Here is an 18184-nt window from a genome sequence, read left to right as displayed (position 1 = left end):
CGGTACGGAGTTGTTATTAGAATATATAAGTTCAATAAGGTTTGGTTGTTGATAGTTATATAATTGTCCGTGACCTGGTGGAATGCCTTAAGCTATTTACTTCAGAAGCTGATTAACCTTTGCCTGTATAGCAGAATAATCATAGCCTGCTTCTGTAAGTTTTTTCTTTCTCTCTTCACCGTTACCCCAGTTGCCTTTGATGACTTCTCGTGCGATGTCGTCAATAGACTTGACCGGTGCATCACTCTTTAAGAGTGAGTTGACGAGAGCTTGAACCTTGTCGTAATCATAACCCGCAGCCGTGAGCTTGGCTTTTCTCTCGGCTCCGTTGCCCCATTTACCCTGAATTACTTCTTTTGCAATCTGTTCAATGGTCGCCATCACTTCACCTCCTTCTAACGTATTGCTTATCTGACGGGGCTCTTGGAGCTTATTCAGATAAGACATTTATCATACTAGCAAAAAGGAAAAAGTAAATCGTCCACCATTTGGTGGATTTTGATAAGATAAGGGTCAAAAAGAGGCCTATGAGCAAGCTCGCTTGCATCATAGGCCTCTTTTATGACCCAACAAACATGAGGAAGTAGCCATTTGCGAAGCAAATGAGCGGATTCCGAATGTTTGTAGAATTGCGAGAGCTGCTTTAGCAGCGAAGCAATTCGTATTATCTCTTAGTGTAGATCATTCAACCATCGGAAGTAGCCATTTGCGAAGCAAATGAGCGGATTCCTTAATTAATCTTGTATATACTGAAGGTCTCCCAGCCGCCTGCAGAATCCCTGTCTGCATAGAGCACTGAGGACTTGTTCTGATCGGCGCATACATATTTGCCGTTAGCGACAGCCTTTAAAGCATAGCTGCCGTCTGATATCTTTTCCAGATTGTATTTCTCCCATGTACCTATGGAATCACTTCTGGCCAGGAGCTGGTTCTGCTCATCAATTACAGCACATACGTACTTGTCATTGGCTCTGGACTTAAGAGAGATGGTCCCGTCAGCATTATTTACTATAACAAGAGTCTCCCATGCACCGCCGCAGCTGTTTTTGTTTGCGACAAGGGGATCAGCGCCTGTATTTTCAGCACATACTACAAGTCCCTGACTATCCTTGAAATAATACTCACCATCACTAAGGATAGTTGAGGAGTTGGAAGCGTTTCCTGAAGAAGAGCTTCCTGAGGAAGAGCCTGTGTTTACAGCTGCAGATGAGCCTACAGCATAGATCTTGAAGCTCTCCCAGCCGCTTACGGAATCTCTGTTTGCATACAAGGTGTTGCCGTTATCCTGATCTGCACATACGTATTTGTCATTGGCTACAGCCTTGATGGCAAATTCGTTGTCATTTATCTTTTCCAGCTTGTATCTCTCCCAGGTGCCTATGGAAGCGCTTCTGGCCAGGAGCTGGTTTTGCTCGTCAATGACTGCGCATACGTACTTATTATTAGCTCCGGACTTGAAGGATACTGTTCCGTCAGAATTATTTACTATAAATATACTCTCCCATGCACCGCCGTAGCCTGAACGGATGGCAGCAAGGGGAGAAGCACCTGTGTTATCTGCGCATACAATATTGCCGCTGGCAGTAGCCTGGATATAATACTCACCGTCCGCAATGCCGGCAGCGGGGAGTGATGATGAGGAACCGCCTGTAGAGCCGCTTGAAGAGCCTGATCCTGAAGAACCCGATACAGTGCCTGCAAGGTAAGGCTTCATGGTATTTGCAAGGCCGCTATTGATAGATGAGGTGCCCACATTGGACCATCTGCTCTTAATGGTATCAAAGGAGTCGGTGGAGACATTGACCTTTGTCACGTTCTGATTGTAGAGACCCCAGTTGTTATTGGAGCCTGTTACCTTGTAGGTCCAGTTGGTCCAGCTCAGACCCGAGTTATTCAGGAGAGCCAGGCCCTGACTCCATGCATTTAAGTTGTTGAAGTAGCAGAACTCGCCCATATAGCTGGGAACATTATAATTGGCATTATTGATGCCGTTTATCTTGTTCTGCATGTTGGTGATCTGCTTTCCTGCTGCATTGTCATAATCATCATAGAGATAGTTATGATATTCATACATGACATTGGTCCAGCCATATTTGGAAGGATTGGGCAGATCTATGGCATCCCATACAGATTCCATGATGATCACATGGTCGGGATCTGCGCTTCTGATCACATTGTAAGCGTTGTTGTAGATATCCCAGAGCATGGAGTGGAGCTGGTCTGCACTGTAGCTTGAATTATATCTGTAGGTACAGAAGGGCTCATTTAAGAGGTCGTAGCCTGCTACTGTGGGATTGCCCTTATAGCGCTGAGCGATCTTGTACCAGATATCATAATAGAGCTGCTGATTGTTATAAGCGTTATTGCCAAAGAAGAACTGTGAAGCTCCCTGCTTATTATCTCCGCCGTCTACACCTGAGTGATCGCTTCCGTTCTGTGAGCCGGGTGCACCGTGGAAATCCAGTATGACATAGATGCCTCTCTGGCCTGCCTGATCGATGAACCAGTCCAGTCTGTCAAAGCATCCATTTATGTAATTGCCGTTGAAATCAACAAAGTTCATATACCAAAAAGGGAGACGTATGCAATTGATACCCAGATTCTTGCAATTGTCAAAATCCTTTGTGGTCCAGTAATTGTCCTGGTAGGTCTTTATGAGCTCTCTCATACGACTTTCGCCAAAGCGCGATGTGAGCTTGTTGTAGATATCCATCTCACAGCTGACTCCTGAAGAGGAGTTTGTGGGGGTCATCCAGAATTCCTGGACCAGATAACCGCCCGCATTGGTTCCTCGGAGATTCACAATATCTCCGTTTCCGTAGTTGTTTCTCAGATTCTTGCCATTTGCCTTCAAGAATGAAGAAGAAGTGATTGCTGCATTTGCTTTCATTGTCCCTCCTGGTATAGGACTAAGGAAAAGACTTGCTGCCATAATAACCCCTGTTACAGCAGCGGTAACGCTTTTTAGATGTTTAAATTTCCCCATTTTGTTCTCATTCCTTTCTTTTGACTAGTAAAATATTGACCTTCACCAATCATTCCCCTGCAGAAAAGTAAAATAAAAACGTTTTTATTAAATTGTACTCTATCATATATTACTCAAACAAACAAGATTACTTGTGTAATTTTGTGAAAGCTCTACAAAAAACGTTTCGATTAATTGGGATTATTTCAGATGATAATTTAAGAATTTTAATGCATAATCAATTGTGGCTGATTATCGACTCAAAAGCTACTTGCAGATGGCAGTCTGTAATGTGTATCATGACATATACATTCTTGGAGCGAGGTGACAGTTGAAGAGATTATCAGATTACCTGAAGGAAGAATTTGGCGAAAAGGTATACAAGCTGTCTCTTACATCAGGCTGCGGCTGCCCTAACAGAGACGGGACTGTGGGATATGGCGGCTGTACTTTTTGTTCTGATCTGGGATCGGGAGATTTTGCTGCAAGAGGCGACCTTGATTCGCAGTTTGAGGAAGCCATCAGCAGGATAAGAGCCAAGACGGATGCGTCCAGGTTTATAGCCTATTTTCAGTCATATACCAATACCTACGGAGATCCCATTAGGCTCTATGACCTCTATAAGAGAGCGATCACAAGGCCTGAGGTGGCTGCCTTGTCCATAGGCACCAGGCCTGATTGCCTGGGACCTGAGATCATGGAGATGCTCATAAAGCTCAGGGATATAAAGTCCGTATGGGTGGAGCTGGGTCTTCAGACCATACATGAGCGCAGCGCTGAAAGGATTTGCAGAGGCTATAAGCTTCCTGTATTTGAAGATGCGTATAGAAGGCTAAAGGCTTGTGGCATCACTGTCATAGTCCATGTGATCCTGGGACTTCCCGGAGAATCCAGGGAGGATATGCTGGATACTGTCAGATATCTGGCCGGGCTTGATCCTCCCCTTGATGGTATCAAGCTCCAGAATCTCCAGATCCTGGAGGGAACGGCTATGGCCAAGGAGTATGATAGTGCCCCCTGGCCTATGATGAGTCTGGAGGAATATGCTGACCTTATAAGGGAATGCATATCCATATTGCCAAAGGATACAGTTATCCACAGGATGACAGGGGACGGCCCCAGGAAGATACTAATAGCGCCGCTATGGACACTGGACAAGAAGAGGGTCCTCAATACCATAAACAGAAAACTTCGCGAGACCTAGAAACAGATAAAACAATAAGCAGTAGTAAAAACTAAAAACAGATATATCAGAAAGGAAAGATAATGAATACTATCGATTACAAAACAATGGGAACCTGTGCCAGTCAGGTACATGTGGAAATAGATGATGAAGGGATCATAAGAGATGTTCGCTTCACAAATGGCTGCTCAGGCAATACTCAGGGTGTGAGCAGACTGGCCATTGGAAGACCTGCCACAGAAGTAGCAGACCAGATAAGGGGTATCAAGTGCGGTTTTAAGCCTACATCCTGCCCTGATCAGCTATCTATAGCAATAGACAAGCTGCTGGTTAAGATGAGAAAAGAAAAGGCAGCAGAAAACTAAGCGCCTATGGATGATCATCTGATTTTTTGGATGATCGTTGCATATATAAGAAAGGCAAAAAGGGAGGTTAATACTTAATGAAACTAAAAGAACTGATAACAAAGTCAAAGGGACAAAAGTCTTTGGCTTTCAGAGCTGCAGCTTTTGGGGCAGCTCTGATGATAGCTGCAGGCCAGACGGGCTGCAGTGCGCCCGCCAAGGAAGCGCCAGATAGCGAAGAGGAAGCAGTAGAAACTGCAGAAGAGACTCCGGAAGAAACAGCAGAAGAAAGCTCCGGAACGGAAGCAGAGGAGACTACTGTTTCCGAGGCGGATACATCCGTATATATGGATGCTTCCCAGGATATAGAGACAAGGGTAGCGGCACTGCTGTCACAGATGACAGTAGAAGAAAAGGCCGGACAGATGATCCAGGCCGAGCAGGCAGCTCTGTCCGCAGGTGATGTGGCTACATACGCACTGGGTTCAGTACTTAGCGGAGGCGGATCTGCTCCCAGGACAGGCAATATGACAGAGGACTGGGCAGCAAGAGTAAATGAGCTCAAGGATGAAGCTCTTGAGACCAGACTTGCTATACCGCTTATTTATGGCTCAGACTGCGTACATGGCAATTCCAATATCTATGGAACTACTATTTTTCCTCACAATATAGGCATGGGCGCTGCAGGGGATGCAGAGTTGATGGAAGAATACGGCAAGATAGTAGCAGCAGAGACCAGATGCGATGGTATCAGATGGATATTTGCCCCTACACTGGGTAATCCCCAAAATGAGCTCTGGGGCAGAAGCTATGAAGGCTTTAGTGAGAGAGCAGAAGATATCGCTCCTTTGGCTGCAGCCTTTGTAAAGGGAGCTCAGGCCGGTATGACTCCCGGTGAATATATGGATCAGAACGGTGTCATTGCTACTGCCAAGCACTTTATAGGTGAGGGATATACAGAAGGCGGACGTAACCAGGGAGATGTGGTCATGGATGAAGACGAATTTGAGGATCTCCTCCAAAACACCCTGATCATTCCCTACAAGGCAGCTGTAGATGCAGGCGCAAGGACTGTCATGGCCTCCTATAACAGTGTAAATGGTCTCAAGTGCCATGAAAACGGACATATTCTCACAGATGTACTTAAGGGACAGCTTGGCTTTACCGGATATGTGATTGGTGACTATAACGGCGTAGCTCAGGTAAGCGGCAAAAATTATGCGGAAAAGATCGCAAATGCGGTAAATGCCGGCGTTGATATGCTCATGGAGCCCAATGACTGGAAACAGGTACTGGGATATCTTATAGATGATATCAATGATGGCAGCATTAGTCAGGAAAGACTGGATGATGCTGTAACACGTATTCTCAGAGTAAAGTTTGAAGCAGGCCTATTTGAAGAAAAGGATCATATGGACCTGGAGGATTCTCTTAAAGAGAGCGTAGGCTCAGCTGAGCACAGGGAAGTGGCTGCAAGAGCTGTCAGAGAGTCACTGGTACTACTCAAGAATGATAAGATAAGTGACAAGACTGTGATCGAGAGCCTTGGCGATATGACTGATATTGCAGTGGTAGGTGCAAAGGCCAATGATATGGGTTCACAGTGCGGAGGCTGGACAATCTCCTGGCAGGGCCAGCAGGGTAACTGCACACAGGGAACCACGCTTATAGCAGGCTTTGTTGAAGCTACAAAGGCAAAGGGCAGCAAGTTCTATTATTCAGCTAACGGATCACAGATAGATCCTGCATCTCAGGCTGTGATCGCTGTAGTGGGTGAGAGCCCCTATGCTGAGACAGCAGGTGACAGAAGTGCATCAACTCTTGCTATAGACGGAGTAGATAGGGTAGCGCTTGATAATATGTTTGAGCAGCTTGAAAGCCAGAATATGGACATCCCTGTTATCATCATCCTGCTGACAGGTCGTCCGGTAGCAATAGACGAATATGTTGACAAGGCAGATGCCATTGTGGAAGCATGGTTCCCCGGAACCGAGGGAGAAGGTGTAGGACAGGTTCTCTTTGGAGAAGAGGATTTCACAGGTACACTGACCTATACATGGCCCTGGTATCCTGCAGGTATTGAGCAGAAGCACGAGGATCCTTCTGTAGTACTCTTTAACTATGGAACAGGCCTTAGGAAAGACGGCAGTTCTATTAAAGAAGAGGGAACTGCAGTGATAGGCGAAAAACCCGCAAAGCCTGAAGAAAATGCAGGCCCTGAAGTGGGATATATAGACCTGTCTACCTGTGATTATACTGTAGAAGGTGAGAACTTCCTGCCTGATTCTTATCTGGTAACAACAGGAAGCGCCAACAATATCTCTTATGCTGACAGCTTTGACGGTGAATGGGCAAATGCCAAGTGGGATATATACCTGCCTGAGAGCGGCAATTATACTGTTCACTTCATAGTGGCAAGTGACGGCGCAAGCGGCAGCATGGAGATCTACTATGACTCACCTTCTATCACAGATGATGGAGCTGCCAAAAAGAAACTGGTACCTATCACAGCTACCCAGTCAATGACAGATTATCAGGATATTCCTGTAACACTGATGCTGGAAAAGGGTAATTACGAGTTCAAGCTGATGAATACAAAGGAGGGCGGACCGGATGTGCGCCTTGACTGCATCCGATTTGAAAATGCAGGCTGATAGCTTATAAATAATTGATTTAGATATATTCTGTAAATGTGTATTTGATCAGAGTTATAAAAAACTATATTGTTATGAATAGGATCGCCGGAAAGACTATTTTTCCGGCGATCTTTGCTTTTATAGATATGTATTCTTGTATTACTTTTAAGCACATATGATCTTTTTATTAGTATCAGAGCTTTCCTGTAATTTCTGCCATTTTTCCTGCTATTTCTCTGGAATTGTCCACGTTCTTCACATTTCTCTTGCCTATTTCCCTTACTTCGGATGTAGTAGCTACAAATTCCTCACTGGTGGCCAAAAGAGCATCGGCGCTATCTACCAGTTCATCATTGGAAGACTGGATGTTAGACATATCTTTCTGAATAGTGGCAAGGGTGCTCTGAAGGCTGGTCGCTTTTTCTCTGGCGATGGTGAGCTTTTCTTTGGTATCATTTGACAGTTCAGATTGCTCAAGCGCCATATCGACAGTCTTTCCAGCTTTTTCATATACTTCATTGGCATTTACAGCCAGTTCATCCAAAAGAGTGGTGATCTGCTGGGTGGAATTCTTGGTCTGTTCTGCAAGACCGCCAATCTCACCTGCTACAACTGCAAAGCCTCTGCCGGCTTCACCTGCCCTTGCTGCCTCAATGGAAGCGTTCAGCGCAAGGAGATTGGTCTGGGAGGATATGCTCAGGATCATATCTGTGATCTTCTTTGCATCGTCAGAGAAGCTCTGCTGCTTCTGAGCTGCATCTTTCATGGCATCGCCCACCTTGGTGGTCTCTGTGGTCTGGATTACCAGCTTTTCTATTACTGACATGGACTGCTCAAGCAGTTCTTCCATATGCGAAGAGTCTTTGGCAGCTTCTTCTGCAATGGACTGGGTAGAGCTTAGTGCATCCTTGATCTTATTGCTCATCTGGGTCTGCCTTGATATGGCAGAGAGGTTTTCTTCATTACCCCGGGCTATCTGATCTATGGACTGGCTGAGTCTGACGGAATCTTCTCCAATATTGTCCAGCTCGTCTTTGAGGAGGATGATCTTATCACTAAGCTGGGATGACATGGCAAGAATATGGTCAGACTGATTTTTTTGCTTTTCCGAAGCTTCTTTGATAGCATCTATGTTTTCTGCAATGAAATCCTCCAGCATCCTGCTTCCCAGGATGATCACCAGGCTTATCAAAATGGATATTATGATCTCTATCATGATGCCTTCAATGGCATTTTCGATACCAAGCTGTACAGCGTTCAGGACAGCTCTTATTATATTGATGATCAGGAACGCAGCACATATGATGTTTATCAGCGTATGATCCATATAGAATACAAGTACGATCATAAGAGGGATCAGATAAGGGAAAGCTGTATTACTCTGGCCAAGAAGCAACATAAGAGAATATACAAAGCAATAAGCCAGGCTTTCATGGAAATATATCTTGTCGTTGCGGGTAAAGATCAGGATCAGCAGGAATAAAATATTGAGAATAGTGAAAGCTAGAGGAATTATACTCCGAAAAGGAGCAAGATCAGATTGTGTCAGCTGGGCCATAAGGCCTACAAAGCCAAAAAAACTCACAACAAATATAATGATCTTTAGAAGTTTATCTACTCGTTTTCTTTGGCTGTCAGTGAGTTTTGATTCCATAGATCAGACCTCCGTTTTGATTGTATGGGTAAACATTTTGTAAACATGCGGTTTCCATTGGCATTTTCGGAAATATACATCAAAAAGTTGATATTTATAACTAAATGTCGTTGTTTTTCTTGATGAAAATTTTTATCAAGACAAGTAAATTTATTCCAAGCAAAAGTCAAAAGCCTTTATTAATCATTTTGCTCCAGTGCGGTATACCTAAACAGTAGCTAATATTATTTTCAAACTCTGTAGGGGAGGGATAGCAAAATGAAAAGCAGGATCATCAGTCTTGCACTGGCACTGACGCTGGCGCTTACCGGCATACCTGCTGCACCTGCACAGGCTGCGGTAACCGGTCAGTACACTAACCCGCTTATGAACGGAGCGGATCCTACCATCGTGAGGGGCGAGGATGGATACTTTTACTCCGGATTTGGTGTGGACAACAATATCTACATCAAGAGAAGCGAGACACTTCTGGGGCTTTCAACAGCTGAAAGCCATCTTGTATGGAAGAATCCCAGGACAGGCAATAAGGACGGCAATAAGAATTATTTCGTATGGGGACCCTATATATACAGATTAGACGGTGCCTGGTACATCTATTATTCATCAAGTACCGAGAACGACTTTGGTTATGGACACCCTTCCAGCTACGTTCTTGAGAACACGTCCGCAGATCCTTTCACCGGCGAATGGATCGAAAAAGGCAGCAATACAAATGTTGATGACTTCGAAGGCAATGCATCTGAGAAGGCAGGTCTGATGAACACAGAGAGCTACGGACTTGCATGCGGTGTTATCAGCATCGGAGGCGAGAGATACTTTACATACACCAAGTATGAGTACTCAGTAAGTGAGCCCGGCAATACCAAGTTCAATGAGTGTCCTACCATTGTTAAGATGGAGAATCCCTGGACATTGACAGGTCCTGAGTGTACAGTCGCAAGACCTACATACGACTGGGAAAAGCACGGCGGCAACATTGATGAGGGCTGCGCACTTCTAGAGCATGACGGTAAGGCTTATTTTGCATATTCCGTAAGCTCCTTTACAAATGATAATTACGGCGTAGGACTGTCAGTATGTGATCTGGATACAGACGTGATGAATGAGGACAACTGGAAGAAGTCCACAACCCCTATCATGTCAAGATCTGATGAGAACTCTGTATTTGGTCCCGGATCACCACTCTTTGTAAAGTCTCCCGACGGAACAGAGGACTGGCTCATCTATCACCGTGGTCCTATCGGCGGACAGACAGGCTCTGACAGACGAGTAAGTGCTCAGATCGTAAACTGGACAGATAACGGACAGATCAATCTTGGTATTCCTTCCAATCCAGATACAGTACTGGATCTGCCTTCAGGCGAGATCAAGACTGATGTATACGAAGCTGAAGATGCAAACTACGGCGGAGTATCCAAGAAGATGTACAATAACACAGCCAAGGCTTCCGGTTCAGGCGATATGAAGTTTGATCAGGACGGCGAAGGCTATATCGAATTTGATGTAGATGCGGACGAAGACGGAGTATATGCTCTGGGCTTTAGATACAACAACATCGGCGATACGGTAGAAGCAGCGCTTACAGTTAACGGCGAGAGCTCAGGAGACGTAGTATTTGCACCTAATGGCAATTATGAAGTGGACTTTGATGTTGAGAAGGCATACGGAGTAGAGCTGAAGAAGGGCAGCAACACCGTAAGAGTATCTGTAAACGGTAGCAGCACACTGGCTCTTGACTCTATGACAGTAACAAAGACTGTCCGCTATGAAGCAGAGGACGCTGAGTTTGAGAATGGCGCAGGCTTCGAGCATGAGGGCGATAGCTACGTAGGCAACATGTTCGGTGATGATGCAGCTATCAGCTTCACAGTAGATGCTCCTGTAGCAGGCAGCTATGCAGTAGAGCTGAGCTATGCTGATGGCTTCTCTTATGCAGATGGCGAGAAGCACGCTACTATCTATGTAAACGGCGAAGAGATCAAGAAGGGTGCACTCTTCCCCACTGGTGGATGGGATGTATACGGCAGCAGGATCGACAACCTCTATCTGAATGCCGGCAAGAATATCATCACATACAGAAATGTAAAAGAAAACGGAGCCAACAAGGCAGACGTTAGATATGATTTCATCACTGTAACCGAGACAGCAACAGCTTCGGCAAGGCATGCAGCACCTGCCGTTATTAAGGACACACGTTCCAAGCTGGCAGCAGTCGAGGAAGCAGAAGAAACTAAAGAAACAGTATCTGACAATTCCATTGAGGAAGAAACTGAGGATACAGCAGTTGAAGATGCTGCAGTAGTTGAGGATGCAGAAGAAGCAGATGAGACTGTAGAGGCTGCAGAAGCTGACGGCGTAAAGCTCCTTGTAGCAAGCCAGGAAGATGGCGAAGAAGAGGATGCAGAGGCCGAGGAAGAAAATGATGAAGAAGCTCCGGAAGCAGAAGCTGAAGAATCCGAGGTTCCTGAAGCTATAGCAGAAGAGGATGCTGAAGAGGAAGCTACTGAAGAAGAAGCTGCTGAAGAGGAAGCTACTGAAGAGGAAGAAGAGATCCCTGTTAAAGAAGCAGAGGAAGAGATGACAGTAGCTGCTGCAGGTCTTAAGGGCTTTGAAGTAAATGCTCCTGCTGAAGCAATCTATGATGTGACATTTGACCTTAAGGGTGAAGCCGGAAATGGTCTTAAGGTTACTGTAAATGGCGCGGAAGTATCCAGGCCTGAACTAAGGACTACTGCAGGTAAGCTTACTGCGACAGTAAGACTCTCCAGAGGTTCCAATGTGATTGATCTTGTAAAGGCTGATGGCGAGAGCGCAGATATGACAGGACTTCATATCCTTAGAAGACTTCCCTGGGCATATCAGGCAGAGAACGGCACAATGAAGGGCGTAAAGGCAGGCTCTGACCACCTTTACTATGATGGAACAGGCTTTGTAGGCGGATTTGAGTCTCAGGGCAACTTCCTGAAGTTCAACACAAGCATAGCAGTAACAGGTACACATACAGCAACACTTAGATATTCAGGTGTAGCTGATGCTGATAAGACAATCTCACTTTATGTAAATGATCAGAAGGTAAAGCAGCTGTCACTTCCTGCAACATCTTCATGGGATTCATGGAATGAGATCACTACTGAGCTTTATCTGAGGGGCGGCAAGAACACCGTAGAAGTTCGTGTGGATGAAGGCGATACAGGTCGTCTGAATGTAGATGAGCTGATCATCGACAAGTTCGCAGGCGGTGCAGGAACAGTTGAGGTAGCACCGCTCATCTCCGGTGAAGTATATGTGGTAAAGGATAAGAACAGCCAGATGTCTCTGGATATCGATGGCTATTCACCTGAAGCAGGTAAGGAAGTACACCTGTGGAGCTACCTTGGAAACAATAACCAGAAGTGGAAGCTGGTAGATTTGGGCAACGGCTACTGGTCCTTCAAGGGAACATATGGCAGCAAGAGAATCTCTCTTAGAGATGAAGTTGTAGATGGAACAACATATAGAACACTGGTAACAGCTGATGAGAACATTGATGATCTGGCTCAGCAGTGGAAGCTGGAGAAGTCCGGCAGATATTACAAGCTGATCAACAGAGATGCTTCTGCAAATGGTCAGAAGATGGTAATGACAGTTATCGGTGATTCTACAACTGCCGGTGCAAAGATCTGCGTAGCAGCAGATGAAGGCAAAGACAGTCAGCTCTTTAGCGTAGACGGCGGCCTTTACATGGAGCCTCAGGAAGTAAGGGATATTGAGAATCCTCAGTCAGCTGATGATTATGCTGAGTATGGAAGCCAGTATGAGCTTGCAGATCCCAGGATCCCTGAACCCTATGATCCTTATGATTATGTAAATGATCAGACAGTCAGAAGATATGAGGCTGAGAGGGCAACACTGGATAACGGTGCTGAGACAGCAACAGATCACGAGGGCTATTCAGGCGAGAGCTTTGTAGGCGGAATGTGGAAGGGCGATGCTACTATCACATTTGCTATCTGGTCTGATATGGCAGGTATATATGATGTAACACTGGCATACTGCAACGGCAGCGGCGAAGAGAAGGCAGCTGTGACCAAGGTCAACGGCGAGGCTATAAGCCCTGTACACCTTCCTTCAACAGGTAACTGGGATACATGGGGAACAGTTACATTCCAGGCAGAGCTCACAGAAGGTGTAAATAAGATCTCCTTCATGAACAGACTGGAAGAGGCTGATGGACTTAAGGGTGATGTTAACTATGACTACATGGATGTTAACAGATATCCTACAACAGTATCCGGTGAGGAATCACCTTATACATCAATTGAAGAGAACGTAAAGAGATACGAAGCAGAAGAAGCAGTCCTGTCCAGCGGCGCAAGAATGGATACCGATCATATCGGATATTCAGGAGACGGTTTCGTAGGCGGAATGTTCAACGGAAGCGCTTGTATCGGACTTACAGTAACAGTTCCTGAAGACGGAACATACAAGTTTGATGTACGTTATGCAAACGGACATGGCGATGATGTAGAAGAGAAGGTAGCTGCAGTATTCGTTAATGGTAAATATATCGAAGGAATGGTATTCCCTAAGACAGGTTCATGGGAAGCTTGGGACAATGCATCTATCGAGCTTGAGCTAAAGAAGGGAACCAGTACAATATCCTTCATTAACAGTTCTTCAATCACAGGACATGCAGGCGATGTAAACTTCGACTATATCGATCTCTTCCTTGCTGAGGAGACTGAGCCTACAGAACCTGAAGATCCTCAGGAGCCTATTGACCCTGAAGAGCCTACAGATCCTGAAGAACCCGGCACAGAAGAGCCTACAGATCCCGAGGAACCCGGAACAGAGGATCCCGAAGATCCCGAGGAGCCCGGAACAGAAGAGCCTACAGATCCCGAAGAGCCCGGCACAGAGGATCCGGAAGAACCCGAAGAGCCGGAAGAACCCGAAGAGCCGGAAGAACCCGTTAAGCCTGTCAGCCCTGTTGTAGTGATCGTTAAGAAGATCGTAAAACAGGTAGTTAAGACAGTATCCAGAATTATCAGAAGCATTTTCCATCTTTTCTGGTAATAGTGGCAGCGGTTAAGCCGTAAGCTTTATCATGCGGTGATAATTATGCGCCTGCTATTATGGCAGGCGCATTTTTATACCAAAAATACAACTATTATGGGAGTTGTACTAAAAAAACAGGAGGGTAAAATGGGTAAAAAAGAAGGACGCCCATGGTCCAAAGGATTAAGCTATGTCCTTAGTGCAGGAATGATAGCTGGTCTTCTTGGATCCGGCAACGTGGCTGCCATGGCAGCCGAGCCTCTTGAAGCTACAACAGTAACAACAACTGTTGCTTCGCCGGGGGACAACATGAACCTGACAGCAGAAGGCAGCATCGACTGGCTGCATCTGGCAGGCGGCGGCATATCCGCCAGAAAAAATATCGAAGAGCCGGTGATCATGTATGAGGCTCTTCCCGGAGTACACAAGATCAATGAAGCAGGTGACAGTGCACTGTCATACAGCTGGAGCGACGGCTCTGCTATAGAGAGTGCCGAATATGTGACCAAAGCAGCAGTATATGGCAACCAGAATCCGGATCAGGGTGTTCTGGAGGATGGCGTAGGCTACAGCCTTAGCGTGGATGCAGCTGATGAAGACAGAGTTCTGTCTTTTGCAGCAGGTCTTTGGGAGGCATCCTGTGACATCGAGATCACAGCAGATGACAGTGAAGTGTATACTAATAGTCTGAGCAGCCACGGCGCAGTGATCACAATCTATACAGTGGAGATCGCTGCAGGAGATGCCGTAAATGCTACAGTAAGACTTACAGGTACTACTAACGAATGGGGCAATGTGACTCTTGGAGGCGTAGCTCTTAAGAAGGCAGGGGAGGAGACAAGCCCTGAGGAGCCCGGAGAGATCGAAGATCCCCAGGAGCCTGTGGAGAATGATATTGAGATCATGGTAGACAGCGGAGTAGTAACATCAGGATCTGTTATGGATCTGACAGCCGAAGGAACAAAAGACTGGATGTTCAAGGACGGCGAGCAGGATGACAGAAAACAGGGCGGAAGCGGCCTGGAGATCAGTTATCTGAAGGATAGCAATTATGGTACCTTCTATGACAGCAAGATGAGCCTGTCCTGGACAGACGGCAGCGTCAAGGCTGAGAATAAGGGTACTACAAGGGGCAAGGTCTTCTTTGGAAGAAAATTCCAGACTCCTCAGATCCCTGAAGATGGCGAAGTGGGTTACAAGCTTCATGTGAAAGCTGCTGACAGCGCTCAGCTGCTGAGCTTTGTAGCAGGTGTATGGGAAGGCGCTGCAAGCGTTACTATCAAGGCAAATGGCGCAGTCAAGTACACTGAGAATTACAGCGCAGTCGGAGCTGCAGTGCAGAAGAAATTCTCTGTAGCTGTACCGGCAGGAGCAGATATTGAAGCTCTGGTAAAGCTCACAGCACACAGCAATCTTAATGACGGTAATGTAACAGTATGCGGTATCGCCCTTAGCGATACAAATATGGAAGACTGTGCACGTACATTTCTTGCAAATGTTATAAAGAATGCAAAGAGGATTGACTTCTCAGGCTACAGAGCTGAAGAAGTATCTGCTCTCAAAGAGGCTATTGCAAATGCTGAAGCAGTATATGCTGATGCAGAAGCTACTACAGAAGAGATAAATGCTGCAAAAGATGCTCTTAGGAGCGCGATAGATGCCTGTCTTGCTGCAAAGCTTGACGGTAAATTCACTTATGATACTGCATCCGGCCTGGTAGCAAGCTTTGGTTGGGAGGGTGACCTTAATGCTCCCATCGCATATATCGACGGAAGCTATCGCTTAAGGGACAGAGGCGACCTGATGGTATCCTTTGGCGTACGAGATATCCCCGGCAAGATCAGCTGGTACAATGCAGAAGGATATCTGCCTGCATTTGTAAGTGAGTATTCAAAGGACGGCCTTGATGTTAAGGTTGAGAACTTTGCTGTAAAGCATGAGCTTGATGGCAATGACTATGAAGTTGCTTACTCCAGGATGACTGTCACCAATACTACAGACGAGAAGAAGGCACTTCCTGTTGTATCTTCTACTCTTACTCCCATCAATGATGCAGCTGAAAATGCTGTATATGCAGAGGCAGGAGAGACTGTAGTAAGAGATTATGCGATCTACGCTGACAGATTTGACGGCGATTATGATTATCCTGAAGATGAGACTCTTCTTACTTTTGGAAGTCTTGATGAAAACTATGATCTCATGAGAGACTACTGGAATAACAGACTTGAGCCTCTCGCAGAGATCACAGAGCTTCCAAACAAGGAGCTTATCAATGCATACAAGGCAGGCTTTATCTATACACTTCTCATAAGGGATGATGTAAAGAATGCTGATGGTACAGTTACCAAGGAGCTTCACGTAGGCGAGAACGGATATGATATCATGTTTGACCATGATACTATCGGTATTGTAGCAGCTCTCCTTACAATTGGTGATTTCACATATGCCAAGGAGTATCTGGGAACTCTTCCTGCAAAGCTTCAGTATGATGATGCCAAGTGGAAATACAGCTGGCCTTTTGCTCTTTATCTGGACAAGACCGGTGACCTTGATTTTATAATCCAGGAATATGAGACTATCAAAGCCAATACTCACATGGTGGAATCTGACAGAGATATGTCTGCAGGCGGTATCATCAAAAAGACAGATGCCATTGACTCTCATGGCTATTGGCTCATTGATAACTGGAGTGCGTTAACAGGACTTACTACATATGGTTATCTTTGCGACAAGCTCTACGAGGCAACTGCTGATGAGAAGTATATGGCAGAGAGCAAGTGGGCAGATGAGCTTTATGCTGACCTTCTTGCAAGCGTAGAGAAGACTCAGAAAGCAATGAGGGAAAAGTATGACTATCCTTATCTTTCAATTGATATGAATCTTCCTACTGAGAACAGTGCAAGAGGAGACGTAAGAGACGGTAACTGGGCTTCAATGTTCCTCTTTGGACGTTGGGCATGGGATGGATATCTCTATGGTGCAGATCAGGAAGGCTCTGATATGATCGCTCTTATAGATGATACATATGCTCATGGTTTTGACAGAAGATCCACTGTAAGTGATTCTATCTACAACTTTGGCGGATATCCTCACGGATATTATTCATCTGCATACAATGCAGGTTATGGCTCATCTGCACTTAGAGGAGAAGCCTACAGAGATGCCGGTATCAAGGCATATGAGTTTATGATCGATAAGTCCATGAGCGGACCTTTTGGATGGTGGGAAGGCGTTAACTATCCAAATTCTGCTTCTCCCTGGGATAGAGATCATGCAGCAGGTGGCGGTGGATCCTGTCAGCATATGTGGGGACAGTCCACAGCTACCAAGGTGCTCTTTGACTCACTTATCGCAGAAAAGAGCGGAGACAAGATCATCATCGGACGTGGTATCCCTGCTGAGTGGACAACACAGGGCAAGGTAACTGAGATCAAAGACGTATCCGTATGCGGCGGCAAGAAGACAGGTTATCGTCTGGAAGGCGGAGAGGATAAGATCACTATCAGCTTTACAGGTGATGTGCTTGATGTACCTTACAGCGCTGAGCTTATCGCTATCAAGGATAACATTGCAGAGGTGTTAGCTGATGGCGTAAGACTGGTAGATGGTATCGACAGAGCTGCAGGTACAGTTATGGTTCCTCAGGGCACAAAGACCCTTGTGATCGAGCTTGGCGATGAGAAGCCTGTAGAAGAAGAGCCTGTTGGTCCTGATCCTTCAGAGCCTGTAGAACCTGGGCCTACAGATCCTACAGATCCCGAGCCTACAGAGCCTATTGAAGAGCCTGTAGATCCTGAGCCCACCGATCCTACAGATCCTGAGCCCACTGATCCTACAGATCCTGAACCTACAGACCCTGAGCCCACAGATCCCGAACCTACAGAGCCTGAGCAGCCTCAGAAGCCTTCAAATCCTATCCGTAAGATCGTAAAGGCGGTTGTTAAGGTAGTAGTTAAAGTAGTGACTCGGATCGTTAAGTCAATCTTTAAGCTTTTCCGTTAATGGCAGGAGATGATTTAGCGGCGATACACAGATTATGAACATATGAAAAGAAGGCGCCATGGGGAAGAAATCCTTGTGGCGCTTTTTTGATAATGATAATATCGAAATTTCGATGTAGTAAAAAATGCATTTCGAGCAGTTTAGGTCATGGCATATGAGGGATATGATAATCTGTTCATGTCGACAGGGAAGTCGAAAGATACACGTAGCATGCAGGATGCAGCGGGGACAGGAGGTCCTTTTTACAGGGAGGTAGAACGTGTATTTGTGATTTACACCATTATTGATCGTTTTTGTGGTCCTTTATATTTATTTCTTATTTACCACACCCTTAATCTCTGCTCAGAAATGGCCATTCCCTGT

Annotated in this window: 8 protein-coding genes; 5 read left to right on the top strand and 3 right to left on the bottom strand. The window is 45.8% G+C overall.

The window, feature by feature from the left end; translation table 11 throughout:
• Positions 1–96: 96 nt before the first annotated feature.
• Together G636_RS0104920 and G636_RS17350 are read right to left on the bottom strand one after the other, a co-directional pair.
• Complete coding sequence (locus G636_RS0104920) at positions 97–381, bottom strand: hypothetical protein (RefSeq protein ID WP_026507130.1); 285 nt, start codon at positions 379–381, stop codon at positions 97–99.
• 349 nt (positions 382–730) lie between these two features.
• Entirely contained in the window at positions 731–2890 is a 2160-nt protein-coding gene (locus tag G636_RS17350; protein WP_026507129.1) for a cellulase family glycosylhydrolase, read from the bottom strand.
• Between the two features lie 406 nt (positions 2891–3296).
• Between G636_RS17350 and G636_RS0104910 the strand changes: the two genes are divergently transcribed.
• The 3 genes from G636_RS0104910 (at position 3297) to G636_RS17345 (ending at position 7146) form a co-directional block, all read left to right on the top strand.
• Positions 3297–4169, top strand: coding sequence for a TIGR01212 family radical SAM protein (locus G636_RS0104910; RefSeq protein ID WP_026507128.1), 873 nt, complete (start codon positions 3297–3299; stop codon positions 4167–4169).
• A gap of 62 nt (positions 4170–4231) precedes the next feature.
• On the top strand, positions 4232–4513 hold the full coding sequence (locus G636_RS0104905; RefSeq protein WP_026507127.1) for a TIGR03905 family TSCPD domain-containing protein: 282 nt from the start codon (positions 4232–4234) through the stop codon (positions 4511–4513).
• A 77-nt stretch (positions 4514–4590) separates the two neighbouring features.
• Entirely contained in the window at positions 4591–7146 is a 2556-nt protein-coding gene (locus G636_RS17345; RefSeq protein ID WP_051226532.1) for a glycoside hydrolase family 3 N-terminal domain-containing protein, read from the top strand.
• Positions 7147–7321: 175 nt separating this feature from the next.
• On the opposite strand, the gene G636_RS0104895 is transcribed toward G636_RS17345, so the two are convergent.
• Positions 7322–8782 (bottom strand): methyl-accepting chemotaxis protein, encoded by a 1461-nt coding sequence (locus tag G636_RS0104895; protein WP_026507126.1) that lies wholly within the window; start codon positions 8780–8782, stop codon positions 7322–7324.
• A gap of 258 nt (positions 8783–9040) precedes the next feature.
• Between G636_RS0104895 and G636_RS17340 the strand changes: the two genes are divergently transcribed.
• Both G636_RS17340 and G636_RS20465 read left to right on the top strand, forming a co-directional pair.
• Positions 9041–13837, top strand: coding sequence for a CBM35 domain-containing protein (locus tag G636_RS17340; protein ID WP_051226531.1), 4797 nt, complete (start codon positions 9041–9043; stop codon positions 13835–13837).
• 129 nt (positions 13838–13966) lie between these two features.
• Positions 13967–17821, top strand: a complete 3855-nt coding sequence (locus G636_RS20465) for an FIVAR domain-containing protein (RefSeq protein ID WP_035778824.1) — start codon at positions 13967–13969, stop codon at positions 17819–17821.
• Positions 17822–18184: the final 363 nt, after the last annotated feature.

This window comes from Butyrivibrio sp. MC2013 (assembly GCF_000424585.1).
Classification (GTDB): Bacteria; Bacillota; Clostridia; order Lachnospirales; family Lachnospiraceae; genus Butyrivibrio.
Note: the sequence above shows the minus strand (reverse complement) of the source record. Positions and strands in the feature narration are given on the sequence as shown.